This window comes from Sediminibacter sp. Hel_I_10 (assembly GCF_000688335.1).
Lineage (GTDB): Bacteria > Bacteroidota > Bacteroidia > Flavobacteriales > Flavobacteriaceae > Psychroserpens.
Genome location: NZ_JHZX01000001.1, coordinates 2,718,717 through 2,737,827, shown reverse-complemented (window position 1 = coordinate 2,737,827; position 19,111 = coordinate 2,718,717). Strand labels below are relative to the sequence as shown.

Here is a 19,111-nt window from a genome sequence, read left to right as displayed (position 1 = left end):
TCAATATATTAGTTAGTTAATTGTAAAAAAAATCAATGTTTATTTAGATAAATATGTTTCTGGTCTTCCATCACCAAGTGTTCTATTGATGAAATCAGTCATTTTTTTATAAAGGTGCAAACGGGTGTTCCCCCCGTAAATACCATGGTTTTTATCTGGATAGAGCGCCCATTCAAATTGCTTATCTGCCTGAATTAAAGCTTCTACCATACGCATGGTATTTTGAACGTGAACATTATCATCTCCGGTTCCATGTACCAAAAGAAAATCTCCTTTTAGCTTATCCACGTGATTAATAGGAGAGTTTTCGTCATAACCACTAGGGTTCTCTTGTGGCGTAGTCATGTACCGTTCTGTATAAATGGTATCATAAAACCTCCAGCTGGTTACAGGTGCTACTGCTATAGCCATGGTAAACACATCATTACCCTTAAATAAGGCATTGCTACTCAAATAACCACCAAAACTCCAGCCCCAAATACCAATATGATCTGCATCTATATAGGCACGTTGTCCTAATTGCTTGGCAGCCGTGATTTGGTCTTCCAACTCATATTTACCCAGTTCATTTTGGGTGACTTTTTTAAAATCTGCCCCTTTAAAACCAGTTCCTCTTCCATCTACACAAGCCACTATATAACCTTGCTGCGCTAAATCCTGATACCAATAATCATTGATGCCGTTCCAAGTATTTGCTACTTGCTGAGACCCAGGACCAGAATATTGAAACATAAACAACGGATATTGTTTGCTCTCATCAAAATCCAACGGCTTAAGCATCCACATGTTTAATTCATTGCCGTTGACAGAAATGGTACTAAATTCTTTCTTTGATACTTTATAGTCCTTAAGCTTATCAGCTAAATCTTGATTGGTTTTTATTGTTTTTAACACCTTTCCAGAATCGGCATAATTAAGGGTATATATTGGAGGCGTATCTGCACTGGAATACGTGTTGATAAAGTAAGAGAAATCAGCACTAAAGTCTGCTGAGTTGGTGCCCGTATTTTGAGTTAACCGTTGTTTCTTTTTACCGTTCAACCCAATAGCAAACACACTTCTATTGATAGAGCCATCTTCTGTAGATTGATAAAAGATGCGTTTGGAGTCACTATCGTAACCATAATAATCAGTCACTTCCCAGTTTCCTGATGTCACTTGTTGAATGAGTTTTCCGTTCTTATCGTAATGGTAAATGTGATTATAGCCATCTTTCTCGCTGGTCCAAATAAAACTATGATCCTTTAAAAACGTTAGATTAAACGTGACGTCTATATAAGCTTTATCCTTTTCTGCTAAAACCAAATCTCCTTTCATGCTTTCAGCATCAATAAACCAAACATCCAATTCACTTTGGTGACGATTCATGTATTGTGCACTCAGTTTATTAGGCTCATTGGTCCATTTGATTCTAGGAATGTAAAAATCTTTATAATCTTTATCTAGCTTTACTTCATTTGCTTTCTCAGATTTTAAATCATAAATATGAAGTGACACCACAGAGTTGGTTTCTCCTGCCTTTGGATACTTAAAAACTTGTTGTTTTGGGTAAAGTTCAGTCCCATAGACATCCATAGAAAATTCTGGAACCTTAGACTCATCAAAACGAATAAATGCTAATTTATCACCATTTGCATTCCATTCAAAAGCTCTTACAAAACTAAATTCTTCCTCATATACCCAATCTGTAATACCGTTGATGATGTTGTTATACTCACCATCGTTGGTGATTTGTTTGGTTTCATTGGAATCTAGATCCTTGATGTACAAATTATTATTTAATCCGTAGGCAATTTTAGATCCATTTGGCGAAAATGTTGGCTCTTGAATCTTTTCTTCGGAAACTAGAGTCGTTTGTCCCGTTTTAGTATCATGAACATAATACTTTCCGAGAGATGAACGTCTATAAATAGCCTCTACATCTGTTGCTAAAAGTATTTTAGACTCATCATCACTAAAGGTGTAATCTGTAAAATAGGCAATGGATGGAATGTTTGAAGAACTGAGTAGCGTCTTAACTTTTTCGAGCGTCTGGTAATTGTAAATGTCAATTTGGGAGTTTCTGTTTTCAAAGTTCAATACAGAATATTGCTGACCATTATCCATGGAATGCAAAGCGTCAAGCCCCGAAGTTCTGAAGCCGCCGCTCCAAATTTCTTCTAAGGTAATATCCTTATTTTGTGCTGTTAAGACAGCCGTTGATACAAATAAAAATAAAGAGAGACTTTTTAATATGTTCATAAAGTTATTTTTTCGCTAAGAATGTGTCAAGTTTACTAAAAATAATGCAAAAAGCAGTAACTAAAAGTGGTTAAAATACGTATTATAATAAAGCGTTATCAATAATAATACCAAGAACACTATCTTTGCGACTCACAAAAGTAAAGCACATGACCCAACCGATTGCTGGATTCTCGAAATTATCAAAAGAAGGAAAGATTGACTGGCTCGTTTCGACATTTTTTAAGGATAGTGACCAAGCAAAATCTGTACTCCAACAGTATATAAACAGTGACCAAAAGCTGCAACAGCTTCACGATGAGTTTATTGAAAATACCATTTCAAACTATTACCTGCCTTTAGGCGTAGCTCCAAACTTCTTAATCAACGGAAAACTTTATGCCATTCCCATGGCCATAGAAGAAAGCTCTGTAGTAGCTGCGGCAAGTAAAGCGGCTAAATTTTGGTACGACCGTGGGGGCTTTAAAACCAAGGTGATCTCCACCGAAAAAATTGGACAAGTTCATTTTATTTGTCGCAAAAACACAGAGACGATCAAAGCCTTTTTTGCAGACATCAAACCCAAGCTTATTCTTGAAGCCAAATCCATCACTAAAAACATGGAAAAGCGCGGTGGTGGTATTTTAGATATTAAGCTTCGGGATAAGACCAAAGAGATGCCTGGCTATTTTCAATTACATGCCAGCTTTGAGACTTTGGATGCCATGGGTGCCAATTTCATTAATTCGTGTTTAGAACAATTTGCCAAAACTTTAAAACAAGAAGCAGATCGCGTCTTGGACGGTCAGTTAGATGTCGTCATGTCTATTCTCTCTAATTATGTGCCTAACTGCCTAGTAAGAGCTGAAGTGAGCTGTAATGTTTCAGAATTGACTGAAAACACTAATATTTCCGCAGAAGAGTTTGCTAAAAAAATGGTACAGGCGGTGTCTATTGCTGAAATTGAACCTTATCGTGCAGTCACCCATAACAAAGGCATTATGAACGGCATTGATGCCGTTGTATTGGCCACTGGCAACGATTTTAGAGCAGTTGAGGCTGGGATTCATGCCTATGCTGCTAAAGACGGACAGTACCGCAGTTTAACCCATGCTAAGGTTGAAAACGGTGTTTTCACTTTTTGGATGGAAATCCCTTTGGCACTTGGTACCGTTGGTGGACTCACGAAACTACACCCGCTTGTGAAATGGGCATTGGAACTTTTGGGACAGCCCTCTGCTAAAGAATTAATGCAAATTGTAGCTGTGGCAGGTCTTGCGCAAAATTTTGCTGCCCTGCGTTCCCTCACTACAACGGGAATACAAGAAGGACACATGAAAATGCACCTGATGAATATCATGAACCAATTTAGAGCCTCATCGGACGAAAAAGCGAGCTTAGTCGCCCATTTCAAAAATCATATTGTTTCTCATAGCGCCGTAGAGGATGCTTTAATTGATTTGAGAAAAAACTAAACCCTTTATTGTTAGAAAAACGCAACCCTCATTAAGATCTTGAACATTAAAGAACCCACATATAAAAGTAACGGTAAACTCTTAATAACTGGAGAATATGTAGTTCTAGACGGCGCTCTTGCCCTAGCACTACCAACTCAATTAGGCCAATCCTTAAGCATTACGCGAAATAGCAATCGCGATTTAGTTTGGAACAGCTATGATTACAAACACCAGCTATGGTTTAAGATGGCATTTGAATTAGGTACTTCTGGCAGTTTAAGACTTCTTGGAGATGAAAACGATATTTCAAAACGACTTCTTCAAATTTTAAACGCCGCAAAGCAACTCAACCCTAATTTCTTACAAGGCAATACTAAAGGCTATCTTGTGGAGACCCATTTGGAGTTTCCTAGAGACTGGGGTCTTGGCGCCTCCTCTACCGTGATTAACAATATTGCCAATTGGGCCAATATAGATGCTTATCAATTGTTGGATTTAACGTTTGGCGGAAGCGGTTATGACCTTGCCTGTGCAGAGGCAAATGGTGCTATAACCTATCAACTCAACAAGAACGATCCTAAGGTCTCAAGAGCAGTTTCATCGGTTACATTTAACCCATCCTTCAAGGAGCACCTATACTTTGTGCACCTTAACCAAAAACAAAATAGCAGAGACGGCATTGCCCGCTACAGACGTACAACTTCAGATACCTCAAATGTTATCAATGAGATTACGCGCATTACCCAAGATATGATTCTTTGTAAATCACTTTTAGAGTTTCAGTCTTTGATAGACAGACATGAAGCGCTTATTTCCGAAGTGATTAAGCAAGATCCCGTAAAGCAGACCTTATTTTCAGACTTAAATGGCAGCATCAAAAGCCTTGGCGCCTGGGGAGGTGACTTTGTGATGGTCGCTAGTCATAAAGACCCTAAACCCTATTTTAAATCTAAAGGTTTTAATACCATTATTAAATATCAAGACCTGATTAAAAACTAAAAAAGCGCCACAAGATGTGGCGCTTTTTTTATAGTTTAAACTGTCAACGTCATATTAATAGAACGTCGCTCTGTTATCTTCAATATCTGCAGTTTCCTTCAACGCATTATAAACTTTGGTTTGTGCAGCACTCACGCGAGTTGTACTTAATCTATTGGCTACAGATTGATAATTATCTAGACCTGCAGCTTCATCAATTTTGTTGACTTTTACCATAAACACACCACTCTTACCTTCAATTAAGCTAGAAGTTTCCCCTTCATTTAATCCAAAAGCAACACCAACAACTTTAGGTTCTTGACCTGCTCCAGATAAGGTAGGGTTCTTCATGTTTACAGCTGCTGCAGTATTGATACGTGCACCTTCTGCTTTCCCAACTTCTTCAATGGTAGATCCAGAAATTTTCTCACGAATCATTTCGGCTTTCTTTTCTTTTCTGATTTCAGCAAGTGCAGATGCTGAAGCATTTTCTGGCTCCATCAATCCTTTCTTGGTAATTTTTGTGACTTGTACAACAGCATAACCGCCGCCAGGAACAGAGAAACGCTTGTAATCTCCAACTTTAGTTCCTTCTTCAAAAGCCCATCTTACAATAGGACGTTGACTGCCAAGTCCTGGAATGTTTTCATCTAATACCTTAATGCTATTTACAGGTCTCACTTTAAAATCTTTAGCATTTGCAGCTTCTTGAAATTCACCATCCTGTAATGCCATTTCAAACTTAGAAGCTTCAGTAAAAACGTTATCAATAGTTTCGGCAGAAGGCTCAATTTTTCTTGCAATAGTTGCCACTTTTACCGCTCTTGATGATCCTTTTTGATCTAAAATTTCAATGATATGAAAACCAAATTGGGTTTGAACCACATCGATATCACCTACATTATTTTGAAACTCAAAATCACTAAACGGCTTCACCATTTGTGTGCTTGGGTGAAAATCATATTCTCCTCCATTATCAACACTTCCTTGATCTGAAGACAAAGCTGTCACCAATTCAGGAAATTTAGAAGGAGTCGCTTTTACAATAGCTAAAACGCTATCTGCCGTTTTTCTAGCTTGCGCTTCGGTTTGAGTAACATCTGGACCAGCACTGCTAGCTCCCATATAAGGAATCAAGATGTGTCTTACTTTAGCTGAATCTGGCATTTGACGTTCTGCAACAAGTTTTGTCAACTTCATCATCCCGTTATCTCTGTAAGGGCCGTAAACTTGACCAACATTCATAGTATAAATAGAATCTGCAACTGCAGTTGGCAAAGCCGATTTCTTCACGTAAGTATCTACATAATCTACATCTGAATCAGCAGTGAAGTTGATATAATCTTCCATGTTTTCCGCTTTCACTCTTGAAAACGCTTGGATAGTATCATTCTTACCGTCTTCAAAAACCACTTTACCATTAGTAAATTGGTCAAACTCTGCTTTTAGATTATTCTCATCATCTAAACTTGGTTCTTCTTTAAACTGAACAAATCTAATATCTCTTGAAGCCTCAACTTCATATTTCTTTTTGTTCTTATTCATAAAGGCCTTAATATCTCCCTTAGATACTTCAACCAAACTATCGCTTATAGTGCTATATGGCACTTGAACATATTGTAAATCTCTAGTATAGTTTTCTAACTTATAATCTACTTCAGCTTCGTTTAAAGTTGCATTAACTCCAGCCTTCACCATATTGTAATAGGTGCGTTCTTGAGCCGAAACAGCGATATTGCTTTCGTTATTGACCCAGTCACTATATCTAATTTGAAAATTACCTAACACGGCAGGCTCTGGAGAAATCTCTTTAAGATTGGCTACAAACTCAGTTAGTTTATTTTCATCAAATAATCCAGCTTCATTTTGAAACTCTGGATAGCTTGCGAAATTTTGCTGTAATAAGTCACGCATTTGGTCTTCCTCAACGCTCAATCCCAATTCTTCAAATTGAGTAGTCATCACCGCACGTCTCACCTCTTGGTCGTAAACACGATTCATCGCCGTTGTAGACGTTGCATTAGGGCCTAACTGGCGTTGCACGTTTTCAACCTTGGCCATAAACTCATTTCTGTTGATGTTTTGACCATTAACCGTCGCCACAACATCTTGGGACGCACCAAAAAGGGCATCACTGTTTCTAAACAAATCGGTTAATACAAAGGAGAACAACGCTAGAGCGATAATCAATATCAAGAACAAAGAACGTTGTCTAATCTTATTTAAAACTGCCATTTTTATGTATAATTTATCTAATAATAAGTGGGCGAAAATACCATTTTCCATGAAATAATGAAAGCGGAATCTCTTTTTTATTGTGTTGCCTGCAATGTTATTAGCAGGTCTCTAAGTCCTACATCAAGCGGAATTGAGAAATAACAGTCTTTAAGCTATATCTAAAGGAAAAAAGCGATAGTCCATGTTAAGAAACAAAACGTGATGCACATTCAAAATAGACAGCTGAACATTGCTAACAGTCTAGAGATTTAATCTTCTTCTATAATTTCTAACTCGACAACATCAATTTTGGTTGTGGAGACCTCTATTATTTTGAATCTAAAGATATCAATAATCACCGTATCATTTACTTGCGGAATTCCTTCAGTTTCATGAACGATAAGCCCTCCCAAAGTTTCATAGTTTTCACTATCGGGCAATTCAAGCTTATAAGTCTCGTTGATGTAATCTACCTCTAAACGTGCCGAAAATCTAAAGTGATTATCACCAATCTTCTCTTCGGTAAGTGCTACGCTATCATGCTCATCTTCAATTTCTCCAAAAAGTTCTTCTACAATATCTTCTATAGTCATTATCCCAGCGGTACCTCCGTACTCATCAATAACCACGGCCATACTCTTTCGCTTTTTAGTAAGGGCATTAAGCACATCTTTTACCAGCATTGTTGCCGGAACAAAAATGACGGGCATGGTCACGCTTTTAATGGTTTTAGGCTTCTTAAAGAGCTCAAAAGAATGCACATACCCAAGAATATCGTCAATAGAATCTTTATATACTAAAATTTTGGAGAGTCCAGAATCTATAAATAAGGTACTGATGCTCTTAATAGACTCATTAATCTCTACAGCAATGATCTCGGTACGTGGCACCATGACTTCTCGTGCTTTTACTTCGGAAAATTCTAGCGCGTTCTGAAAAATCTGTATTTCACTATCCACCTCATCATGCTCCTCTACAGATTCCATTTGCTCACTAATGTAGTTTCCTAATTCCACCTTGGTCATCGCTAACTGGACGTTATCACCTTCTGTCTTAAAAAACTTCCTCAAAATATTATCTGAAACCCAAATGATAAAGGAGGATATGAACCAAAATAACAGATAAAACAGATAGGCTGGAAATGCAAAAATCTTTAGAAATGAATTGGCATAAATTTGAAAAAACACCTTTGGCAAAAATTCCGCAGTAATTAAGATGATAATCGTAGATACAATAGTTTGGGTCAATAGACTCAAATCATTAAGCAAATAAGTGACCAACTGATAGTCTGAAGGCAGCATAGATCGAAACCAATCTACCAAAACATCGCCCATAATAAAACCATAAACCACCAAGGCAATATTATTGCCAATAAGCATGGTCGCTATAAATTTTGAAGGTTTAGCGGTAAGCTTGGTTAGAATTGATGCCAAAAAATCGCCTTGCTTCTTTTCAATTTCAATATGAATTTTATTAGAAGATACATAGGCAATTTCCATCCCAGAGAAGAAAGCTGAGAGCAATAGCGTGACAACGATAATAATGATACTAAAGTCCATTAAGAATCTTTACGGTTGTCAAATTTTTTCCTAAACTTTTTACGGAAGAAAAACATAAAAATGGCTAGTCCAGCAAACACAAAAGAGATAATCACTCTACTAGAATCTGAACCTATGTAAGAGATCCCATCATAGATGAAGAGCGCTGCAAAAAACAAATATACGTATTGAAAAAACTGAAGTATTTTCATTAAAATAGTTATAATTAGCTACAAAGATAAAGATGTTTTGTCAACTTTTAGTCCAAGAACTAATCTTTCAAAATCATATCACCACGTCCCTCGAGGATGGTGTAGTTTTTAAATTTGGTATCTGAGTCAAATATATCTCCCTTTCCACTATTGGCGGTGGCCGATTTTAATGCCACAGGTAAATTACTAAATAACCATTCTTGCTTTTGGTCATAATACATTTGCTCAGCAAAAAGACTGTCTTTTTGGGGTGTAATTAAAATAACATTGCCTTGAAGATCAATAAGATCAGTCTCACTGTAAACGATACCATAATCTGCCAACACGATATTACGTTGGTTTTTATCGTCGTATAAAGATAGTTTTACACCATCGGGAAATTCTGTAAATGCAAATTCTCGGTTAGAAAAATCTAACATTTTCGGACTTTCGAGATTGGCTACCAATCTGCCAATTGAGTCTTCTGCTTCAGTATATTTCAGATTGATGTTTTCAGCGATACCTATCGGCTCATTTTGTAGTACACCAATCTTCTGCACTTCCTTGAAGTTATTCTCGCATGAAAACAACATAGTCACAGCAACAGCTGTGACTATGAGATGTAATTGAAAAAGTATTCTACTATTCATTTATGTTATTTACAAAATTTAATCAACATTTGGCACAGTAACACTACCGCCAATCCAGCAACCAATTGAAATCGATTTGCCACCATTGCCTTCTGTAAATATCTCACTTCGAGTAGGTGCATTAGCCTCATAAGATGCAGCAGCTTGAGCCGCATTAGATTTCAAGTTAGGATCAACCTGACCTGCTTTTCTAGCCTCTTGTGCTGCATACCAGAATACCGCTCTTTTATTAAAGTTAGTATCGCCACAACTGTTTGCACTTTTCGCATACATAGCTGCGATGTATAAGTGAGGCGTACCGTCAGAAGGATTCATTTTCAAAGCCTCTCTGTAATAATTTCTAGCCGTACCATAGCTACCTTTGCTCTTAAAGGTATTTGCAATACGCTTGGCCAATCTTGCCTTTTTAAGCTTATCTGTCTCAAGGTCATAAGACTCTTTTAAGTATTGCTCTCCCTCTTTATCTTTACCTTGCTTGAACAACGTGGTTGCCAAGAAATATTTGGTATCTGCAGAAGGTGATGCCGCATCATAAGCTTTAACTAACTTAATATATAATGGATCGTCAATACACTCCTTATTATACATTCTACTTACGGCTCTTTTTAGCCAAACAGGATCTGTACCTTTTTCTTCAAACTGCTTTTCGTAAAGCGGAATAAGATTTTCGCAATTTGCCAATTGCCCTAAATAACTATCTAAACTTCCTGAAATTTTATCATTGGCTTCAATTTTGGCAAAGTAATATGTTTTGTACTTATCTTCTTTACTAGTTAAAGTCTGACCTGCCTCTTCTTTTTCAACAAATTTATTTACAGAAACAGTAAATTGCTCGTTCAATTTTATCAACTGCTCAGAAATATCATCATATTTATCAAACACTTGTTGCAATTCAAATTGGTTTGCCTTGAATAAATCCACTGTTTTTGTGAAATACACATAAAGCCCTTTAGTACTCGTAAAATTATCTGGATCTTGAGTGTAGGCCTTATCAAATGTATTATAGATATCCATATCGGTTTTACCCAAAATCTCCTGGTTATCATACATCATGACGCCCTTCTTTTCAAAAACCTCTCCAAGAGGATAGTCTTTTTGAAAGTTGACATTACCATCATCCAACAGGGCCATATATTCATTTATATATCCCTTCTTCTCTTCTCCTGAAGAATTATCAATTTTATGCTCTAGAACCTTTTCCCCATATTTATACGGAGCAAGATTAAATTTTGGTGGACACTCTGTTCTTAATTTTTTCCAAGGCGTGTATGCCTCATCATATTTCTTGCTCTTATAATAATCACTGAACAAGGTCAAGTTTAGCATACAATCTTCATTTTGTTGTGCAAAACTAAAGTTAGTTGCTACAAGCAAGGCTGCTATGACTACTGGTACTCTCATTTTCATCTTGTTTTAATTTACGTTAGTTATATTTTAATTTTTCAAACCATCTGTCATTTAAAGACAAACTTATTCGGAAATTGAAAAAATTCTCAAGTATTAGATTTTGTTCTCTAGTTCCTCGTCTTCCAATCTCAGCTCCTAGGTTAGCATTAGAGAACATCCCTCCTACTGGCAATCCTACTCCAAAAGACATGCCAAACTCATTAATGACTTCATTTTTGATCTCTAAACCTGTGTTCTCATAATACATCCCGGCCCTGTAAGTCACACGCTTCCAATAGCTAGAAAAAGAATTATAATCAGGAGTATAAAAACCACCTAACGACAGTCCAGAGGCATTTACAAAATTAGTACTATTTGTTGAAATTATGGGGTTTGAGAATTTGCTGGTATTTTGTAACGTATACTCTAAACCTGCAAACCATTTTCTAGGTTGTCCTATCCCTCCACCAATGGCTAGTCTCGAAGGTAAAGTTAAATCTGTTTCTTGAAGTTCATCCAATTCCACGTCAAAAGTATTTACAACAAATTCTTGTCCAGAATTACCGTTTATCACTATCGTAGAGAAGGAGCGTTGATTTTTTGAAGCAATTGTACTTTGTGGGGTATACGTAAGCCCTGCCTGTAGCTCTAATTTTTCAGTAATCATACTGTGATACGTCAGACCTATATTTACATTTAACCCGCTTAAATCTGATCGATTATTCTCTCTAGATTGATATTGCACGAGTTGGTTATCTTCGCCTTCAATTTCATCATAAACAAATTCTATGGCACTATTTTGAATATTTCCGAAGTTATAACTGACATCAACACCTAAGCTCAGCTTATCTGTTAATCGGTATCCTAAACCTAAATATGCCCGATTAACACCACCTTCACCACGATATCTATTAACAATATCGTCTCCCTCAAAATCCTCTATTTTATAGCCCACTGCTGTGTAAGGCAATAATCCAAAACCAAAACCAAAGTCTTTTCCCAAGGGCATGGATAAGGCCAAATAATCAAAAGTAGTCGCGCTAACCTCTGCCTCTCCAGAGTCTGCTTTTAATGTAGAGCTATTGTAACTTCCGCCTACAGTAAATTTCACAGGTCTGTTTTTCTCATTATAGAGTTTAAGATTTGGAGACGCATAAGATGCGGGATTTCTAAGATTTACATGTATACTATCTGTATAAATGCTCAAGCCACCCATACTTCGATTTTCTACCGTCCCTTTAGCTTTCAAACTACCAATACCGTAAAAGGAGTATGGTGAAGCTGTTCCTTCCTGAGCGTAAGATTGTAACGCAAAACAGGCAATTAAAACTAATACAAGTTTTTTTATCATTATTATGAATTATATTCTAGTAAAAAATTCAAACCTTCTAGAAGAAAATTTGAGTTGGCAAATATGCCATTTTTTAATTGGTTAGACAAGAGTTCAGAATCACCGCCTGTTAAAATAACTGTTAAATCAGGATATTTTTGCCGATACTGACTGACCAAGCCTTTCAACTCGTTAACCACCCCAAACACTACTCCTGAATGAATGGACTCTTGGGTAGAATTGCCTATAAGGCCTTTTGGATAAGCTATAGACAACAACGGAAGCTTTTCTGTATAATCGTGTAAAGCCTTATAACGTAAACTCAAGCCCGGTGAGATCGCGCCTCCTTGATATACCGATTGAGCATCTACAAAGTCGTAGGTAATGCAAGTGCCCGCATCTATAACAAGCACATTTGTTTGTGGATATTGATAAACGGCCGCTGCAACCAATGCAATGCGGTCTACACCTAAAGTCTTGGGAGTAGCGTAATTATTTTTAAAAGGAAACTTTAAATTGTGGGTCAATTCTAAAATATGAACATTCTTTTGTAATGATAACAGCTGCTGATTCTCAAAACGCCCCACAGCAGATACAATGCCTGCTTCTATAGTAGGATATTTCGAATATAATGCGTCAAGGGTCTCAAGGAGCTCTCTTTCAGAAGAAATGATGCGATCTAGCATTTTGGCGTTTTCAAAAACGGCCAACTTTACATTTGTATTACCAACGTCAATTACTAGGTTCATATCCTTTAGGAAAGGGTTAAAACTACAAAACCACAATTTATAATGGCTAGTGCGTTAACCAAATTATAACATATTGAAGATGAAAGCCTCAAAAGAGCAGCAAAAAAACCTATTGATAATTTTTTAGATTTCTTTTGTGAATAATAAAAATGCATATATATTTGCACTCTCGTTTTAAACGACTGGTGCCTTAGCTCAGTTGGTAGAGCAAAGGACTGAAAATCCTTGTGTCCCTGGTTCGATTCCTGGAGGCACCACCAGAAAAAACCCAATCTGTAAAAGATTGGGTTTTTTGGTTTTTAAAATGTGAACATGCAAGTAATTTTTTTTTTAATATCGCTTTTTGTTATAAAACCCTACTCTAAATTGGAAGAAATGCGCTCTAGATAGTTGACCGAAACGATTTAAGAAGGTGATATATTATAAGACCTATCTTTAGATTATGATTAAAAATACAATCTTATGACAACATTAGTTGTCAAGCCTAGAGAAAATCTTGAAAACCTATTTACCGACCCACCCTCATTGACCCTATAATAATTGTTAATGGCATTTTCTTTATTTGATATGTTCCAAACGGAAGCTCCAATTTCTGATCTGAAGGCTTTACTAATTTTGAATTTATAAATAGCAGATGCATCTACTCTCAAGTAATCCTGTAGCCTTTCATTATTAGCTTTGTCAAAATTTACGCCATTATCTACAATTTCATTACCATCTAAAGCAACTGAAGTAGGCTTTCCTGTTCTATAGTTTAATCCTGCTGAAATATTCCAAAATTCATTACTAAAGGTTGTGCCTAGAGTAACTGAATGCGTAATATCAAAATTGCTAGGAAACTTTATCTCTTCAAGTGTTTCAAAAGTATAATTATTGTTTATATAAGAATAACTTAACCAACTGTTAAAATCACCAAACCTCTTTCTACACAAAAACTCAAAACCACTAGCATCATAATCCCCTTCTTCTTTCGCAAATTCATATTTTGTTGTAAAACTTTGACTTTGGGTTGTTATACCAGCCACGGTTTTAAAATAAGCTTTGGCATCTAGCAACCAACCCCTATTTTTATACATAACTCCAAGTGAAGCTTGTTTACTTTGAATCACGGGAATGTCATCATTATCCGTTAATTGCCAACGTCTTTTCTCAATACCTAAAAAATCATTTTGAAAATTAACGATTTGCGACGTACTCTGATGCTTAAATTCACCTTGTGCTTCAATATCAATATCGTCTCCAATTGATTTTCTTATACTTAATCTAGGTTCAATAATTAATTTATCAAACCGTGTTAAGTAATTTGTTCTCACTCCGCCTCTAATGGAGAGATCAATAGTTGAGTTGTTGTACCAAGCCTGACCAAAAGCACTATGTTCTCTTAATATTTCTTCGTCTCTTCTTACAAATCGAGGTAAATCAATATCATTTAGGTTAATAACTTCTGTTTCTGTAAACTGATAACCGAGGTTAAAACGCCATTGGTTTTGTTCATAAAGATTATTTAATTTAATACTTGTTTCTGAAACAACATTTTCTTGTAATTGTAATTGATTACTTAATACATCTGCGTTTAATGCTTCAAGTTTATATTCGCTATTGTAAATATTGATCGTTGAAGAAAGCCTCTCGTTCCAATGCTTTTTGTAATTAAGTCCAAAACCAAGGCTTTTTTGAGAGATATTGCTACGTCTGGTTCTTGATGCTCCGTTAACATCAGCAGTTTCATTAAAACCCAAATCGTTATTAATTAGAATAACGTTTAATCTAATAAGATCTTTTTCATTTGGTTGATACAACCATCTTAAGGAGGCATCATGAAAATTGAATTCTTGGTTAGAATTGGTAACATTAGACACATTATTTTCAGCCTCTGTATCTTGAGTCACTCTATCAAAATAAACATCATAAGTTGGCGTTCTGACCAAATCATCTAAAGACTTCCTTGATGCAACCTGAAGAGACATTTTGTTGCCTATTGGGATATTTGAAAATAATTCGGCATTTAAAAAATTAAGTCCAAAAACACCATTAAATTTTGAATCAATCTGTTTATCAGTCTGCATGTGAATTGTTCCAGAAATACCATCGGATAAAGAAACATCTGAACCATTGTTGATGACATTAGCTGTTTGTGTCATTAGAGGATTAAAACTGGAGATAAGACCAAAAAAGTGACCTGTTTGATACATTTTGATATCATCCCAAAGCATCAAATTCTGATCGTGAGAACCACCTCTTATGTTGATGTTCGACACCGTTTCATCAACACTTAAAATACCTGGCAAGGCTTGAACAGTTTGTAGCACATCAGATTCAATAAGGCCGGGTAAAAGTGTAAATCGTTTGTAGTCGATTGAAGTTGACCAATCCTGCCTTTTATCAATACCACGAACAAGATAAGCTTCAATGAGTACTGGCGCTATGAGCTCTTGTTGAACTTGCATTGTTATTGTTTCGCAATCGTCTAAACCGAAATATTTTACTTGTCGCACAATAGTCTTAAATCCGATATGACTAATACTTATTAAATCGTTTAAAGATTTCAACTCAATTTCAAAAAAACCTGTTTCACTAGTTATCGCATAAGCATTCTTAGTAGCAATAGCGGCGCCAACAAGAGGTTGTTGTGATTCCGAATCTTTAATGTAGCCACACAATCTCATTGTTTTAGAAATGGTATACACCAAATCGCTAACTTTCTCAAAAACGAAACCTGTTTGTTCTTCTAGTATCTCAATTTTTGAATGCAATTCTAAATTTTGTGATATAGGTACTACGGAAATATCTTTTAAGAGGCTACTCTCATAATTAAAGGTAATAGAATGCCTCTTTGTAATTTGCTCGAGCACCTCAGAAAGTGGCACTTTTTGATCTGAATTTTGTGCTTGTGACTTAGATAATTGAAAAAAGCACAAGACTAAAAATATATAAAATTTAGTCTTGTCCATTGCTAATAATAACCTCTTTCGTGTTCTGAATTGTATAGGTCAAATTAAGAGGCTTTGAGATAGATTCTAGAGCATTTTTAAGATTGTCGTGTTCAAAAGCACCTGTAAATTTTATATTCAAATTAGATGGATACTGCACCTTAATCTTGTATTGCATTTCTAATTCTTCAATAACCTTTTCGAAAGATGCATTTTCAAAAACACTCATATTCTTAAGCCAGTTGGGTTCTGTGATTGTGATATTTGATTTTAAACTTTTTCCAGAAGACAAGACAAACTCTGTGCCAGCAGGCAATTTAACGTCTCGATCGTTATATGTTACTTGCACCAACCCCTCATAACACGATACTCTAAAAACGCTGTCTCTAGATAAGACATTAAACTCTGTACCGAGAACACTGACTTTTCCGAATTTTGTATTAACATCAAATCGTTTTCCTTTTTCTACATCAAAAAAAGCTTCCCCTTTTAAATCTAAAGACCTGTTTTTATCCCAATTAGAACTAACATATTCTAACTCTGATAACTCATTGAGATTAACGGTTGAATTATCAGGCAGTGTTATGGTTTCGTTTTGAGCTATAGTGGTCTTAAACGAGCTAATCTCGTCTTTATTTGTTAAAGTAAATAAGGCAAAACCAATAACCAAAATAGCAGCTAAACTAGAAACAATTTTTAGCCAATTTGTAGAAGTATCTTTTTGAGAAAACAATTTCTTTTCTAACGCATCAAAGGACTCAACTTTAGCATTATAATTACCATTAAACCGTTGAGCTTCCTCAATAATTTCTTTATATAGGTCAGCATCTTCTAACGTATCAAAAGCCTTTGACTCTGTTTCTGACAGATCATTATTTAACCACTTTTTTACTAAATCCTCTTTGTTCATTAGATACTTCTATATATTTAAAACAACTTAGATTGTAAATGTCCCAAAATTATTTTCAATTAAGTTCCTCAAGCTGATCTTTGAGTTTATTAAAAGCCGCATAGATTCGATGCTCTGCGATCTTTTTTGTGATACCTAAAATTTCAGCAACTTCCTTATGGGTCTTACCATCTACTTTGTTAAGCAGAAATGCCACCCTCTCTTCTTCTTTTAATTGCGACAGAACACGCTCAAATTTGTAAAGAAATTCTTTTTTGCGTAAAATAAATTCAGGGGACTCATTAGTATAATCCTTTGGTTTTACCTGTTGATACTTCAATACTACTTTTTGATGTTTAACCTCGTTAAGCATCATATTATTTGCCGTGGTGTATAAATAAGATTTAGCCGCCTCTGGTTTTATTTTAGAACAGTTTTCCCATAGCTTTATAAAGGCTTCTTGCACCTTATCAGAAGGGCTTAAAAGCTCGCCATACTTATAAAAAAAAATATTGCTCAATGATTGCGCGTACTTCTCATAAAATTTTGAAAAGCGAACTTTATCGCATATATCTTGGTGCAATGATTTTGGCAAGGGCTTTTAGTTTTTTGATTTCAGAAAAGAAAGATAAATAAAAAAAAATCTATTTTTTCTCGGGACATTTAGTTAATGAGTTGTTTCAATATAAAGAGGCTATTTTAAAGCCAACTAACAAACGTACTTAAATATTGAAATAAAATCCATTTAATTATGAAAACATTGAAACCAATCTTACTATTAATAATAGGAGTTTTACTCACTATGACTTCCTGTAGAACTGAAGACGATTTAGCAATTGATCCACCTGTTGAAGAAACTGTTGAAGCCAATTCAACTGTGGCTAATCTTATGAGCAGAATAGCCTCTAACGATGGCTCTAGTGATAATATTATAGATAATGCAAGTTGTTTAAGCGTACAACTACCTATTACAGTTACAGTTAATGGAATTGAGCTCGAAATAAATGACGATTCTAACTATGAAGACATTGAAGACATTATTGATTTGTTTGAAGATGATGATGATTCCGTAGTCATTTCATACCCTATTACTGTAGTTCTTACGGATTTCTCAACAGTTTCAATCAATTCCGATGAAGAGCTTGAAGCGCTTGCGGTTGACTGCGTTGGCGAAAATGAAGATGACGACGATATAGAATGTATTGACTTTCAATATCCAATAACTGCTTCCGTTTTCGATATAAATAATGATTTAATAAACGCTATAACTATCAATAACGATAATGATATGTATGATTTTATTGATGATTTAAATGACTTTGCAGCGGTAACAATTAATTTTCCTATTACCGTAATATTTGCTGATGAGACAACACAAATCGTTAATACTATTCAAGAGCTGGAAAATGTTATTGAGCTGGCAGATGATAGCTGTGATGAAGATGATGATAATGATTTTGATGATGATGATTGTGATGACTGCTCAACCGACGCCCTTGAGAATATTTTCACTAATTGCGCTGAATGGACCGTTGATAAGCTTGAACGTAATGATGATGATCTTGAAGACAGCTATGTGGGATATACATTTGAGTTCAATAGTGATGGAACACTAGTAGTTACTCAAGGAACAAGCACCTTTAATGGGTCATGGGAGACCTTTGGAACAGCTAATAATATTTCAGTAGTTATAAACGTAACAGGATTACCAGATTTTAACGACACTTGGAACTTACATGAAATAGAACAAGAAGATGAGGATGAAGATGAAGATGAAAATGAAGCAAAAGTAGATCTGAGATTAGGAGATGATAGATTACGTTTTGAAAGTGATTGCACATCAGGAGGAAACGTTGATGATACTGCTCTGGCTAATGCATTAACAAATGGAGATTGGTATGTTACGCATTTCTTTGATGATACAGATGAAACCGCAGACTTTGCTAACTATGTTTTCAATTTTGCATCAAACCTTACAGCCACTGCAACTAATATGAACGGTTTAACTAATGGATCATGGTCAATCTCTTCTGGGGAAGATACAGATTTAGGCCTTAATTTAAACTTCGGAACAGCCACCCCACTTAACGAGTTAGCTGATGATTGGGACGTAATCGAAGTAACAAATGACATTATCAGATTAAAAGATATTAGCGGAGGTGATAGCTCGGAAAACTTTTTAACGTTTGAAAGAAATCCTTTTGATGGGGGCAACGGAAACGATGATTTAGAGACTATACTAACAGACGGCTTATGGATAGTTGCATCTTATACCGAAGATGCTATTGACCAAACCGCTGATTACGTAGGTTATAAATTAGTGTTTAATATGGATAGTACTGTGTCTGCTTCAAACGGTTCTGATACCAATAACGGTACTTGGGCTGTACTAAATGGAGGCAATCAAATGGCATTAGATTTTGGCACAGATATGCCCTTCGAAGAATTTAACGATGATGATTGGGATGTCATTTCTGTTTCAGCCACCCAAGTGGTTATCCAAGACATCAGCGGAGATGATGGAACAGACACTCTAACACTTCAAAAACTTTAATATTACATTTTAAATTAAAAAC

The 19,111-nt window shown here is 35.8% G+C and carries 13 protein-coding genes and 1 tRNA gene; 4 read left to right on the top strand and 10 right to left on the bottom strand.

All coding sequences use genetic code 11. The features are described from left to right. Positions 1-39: 39 nt before the first annotated feature. Complete coding sequence (locus tag P176_RS0112325; RefSeq protein ID WP_026754988.1) at positions 40-2,241, bottom strand: S9 family peptidase; 2,202 nt, start codon at positions 2,239-2,241, stop codon at positions 40-42. Positions 2,242-2,390: 149 nt separating this feature from the next. Here P176_RS0112325 and P176_RS0112320 point away from each other — a divergent pair, with 149 nt between their 5' ends. Then, positions 2,391-3,695, top strand: coding sequence for a hydroxymethylglutaryl-CoA reductase, degradative (locus P176_RS0112320; RefSeq protein WP_026754987.1), 1,305 nt, complete (start codon positions 2,391-2,393; stop codon positions 3,693-3,695). Positions 3,696-3,734: 39 nt separating this feature from the next. Further along, entirely contained in the window at positions 3,735-4,676 is a 942-nt protein-coding gene (locus tag P176_RS0112315; RefSeq protein WP_369793771.1) for a GYDIA family GHMP kinase, read from the top strand. 54 nt (positions 4,677-4,730) lie between these two features. Here P176_RS0112315 and P176_RS0112310 read toward each other — a convergent pair whose 3' ends face one another. From P176_RS0112310 to P176_RS0112280, 6 genes are all read right to left on the bottom strand, one after another. After that, positions 4,731-6,890: a peptidylprolyl isomerase gene (locus P176_RS0112310; protein WP_026754985.1), complete on the bottom strand. Its 2,160-nt coding sequence runs from the start codon at positions 6,888-6,890 to the stop codon at positions 4,731-4,733. Positions 6,891-7,141: 251 nt separating this feature from the next. Next, a complete protein-coding gene (locus tag P176_RS0112305) occupies positions 7,142-8,431 on the bottom strand; it encodes a hemolysin family protein (RefSeq protein WP_026754984.1) in 1,290 nt (429 codons plus the stop codon). Positions 8,432-8,681: 250 nt separating this feature from the next. Next, positions 8,682-9,251: an LPS export ABC transporter periplasmic protein LptC gene (lptC, locus tag P176_RS0112295; RefSeq protein ID WP_026754982.1), complete on the bottom strand. Its 570-nt coding sequence runs from the start codon at positions 9,249-9,251 to the stop codon at positions 8,682-8,684. An 18-nt stretch (positions 9,252-9,269) separates the two neighbouring features. After that, entirely contained in the window at positions 9,270-10,652 is a 1,383-nt protein-coding gene (locus P176_RS0112290; RefSeq protein WP_231481250.1) for a M48 family metallopeptidase, read from the bottom strand. Positions 10,653-10,674: 22 nt separating this feature from the next. Then, on the bottom strand, positions 10,675-11,988 hold the full coding sequence (locus P176_RS0112285; RefSeq protein ID WP_026754980.1) for a membrane protein: 1,314 nt from the start codon (positions 11,986-11,988) through the stop codon (positions 10,675-10,677). A 2-nt stretch (positions 11,989-11,990) separates the two neighbouring features. Continuing rightward, a complete protein-coding gene (locus P176_RS0112280) occupies positions 11,991-12,716 on the bottom strand; it encodes a type III pantothenate kinase (protein WP_026754979.1) in 726 nt (241 codons plus the stop codon). A gap of 184 nt (positions 12,717-12,900) precedes the next feature. Here P176_RS0112280 and P176_RS0112275 point away from each other — a divergent pair. Continuing rightward, a tRNA-Phe gene (locus tag P176_RS0112275) sits at positions 12,901-12,976 on the top strand. A 186-nt stretch (positions 12,977-13,162) separates the two neighbouring features. Here P176_RS0112275 and P176_RS0112270 read toward each other — a convergent pair. Genes P176_RS0112270 through P176_RS0112260 form a run of 3 tightly spaced genes read right to left on the bottom strand, consistent with a single transcriptional unit; the run spans position 13,163 to position 17,118 of the window. Then, positions 13,163-15,667 carry a TonB-dependent receptor gene (locus tag P176_RS0112270; protein WP_037348925.1) on the bottom strand — a complete coding sequence of 835 codons (2,505 nt, stop codon included), beginning with the start codon at positions 15,665-15,667 and terminating at the stop codon, positions 13,163-13,165. Continuing rightward, the gene (locus tag P176_RS0112265) at positions 15,654-16,556 is read right to left on the bottom strand and encodes a FecR family protein (RefSeq protein ID WP_026754977.1); all 903 of its coding nucleotides are present in this window, start codon (positions 16,554-16,556) and stop codon (positions 15,654-15,656) included. The genes P176_RS0112270 and P176_RS0112265 overlap by 14 nt, the downstream gene beginning before the upstream one ends. A 55-nt stretch (positions 16,557-16,611) precedes the next feature. After that, positions 16,612-17,118 (bottom strand): RNA polymerase sigma factor, encoded by a 507-nt coding sequence (locus P176_RS0112260; RefSeq protein ID WP_369793783.1) that lies wholly within the window; start codon positions 17,116-17,118, stop codon positions 16,612-16,614. A gap of 168 nt (positions 17,119-17,286) precedes the next feature. On the opposite strand from P176_RS0112260, the gene P176_RS20580 reads away from it, so the two are divergent. Then, entirely contained in the window at positions 17,287-19,089 is a 1,803-nt protein-coding gene (locus P176_RS20580) for a hypothetical protein (RefSeq protein WP_197022164.1), read from the top strand. The last annotated feature ends 22 nt before the right edge of the window (positions 19,090-19,111 follow it).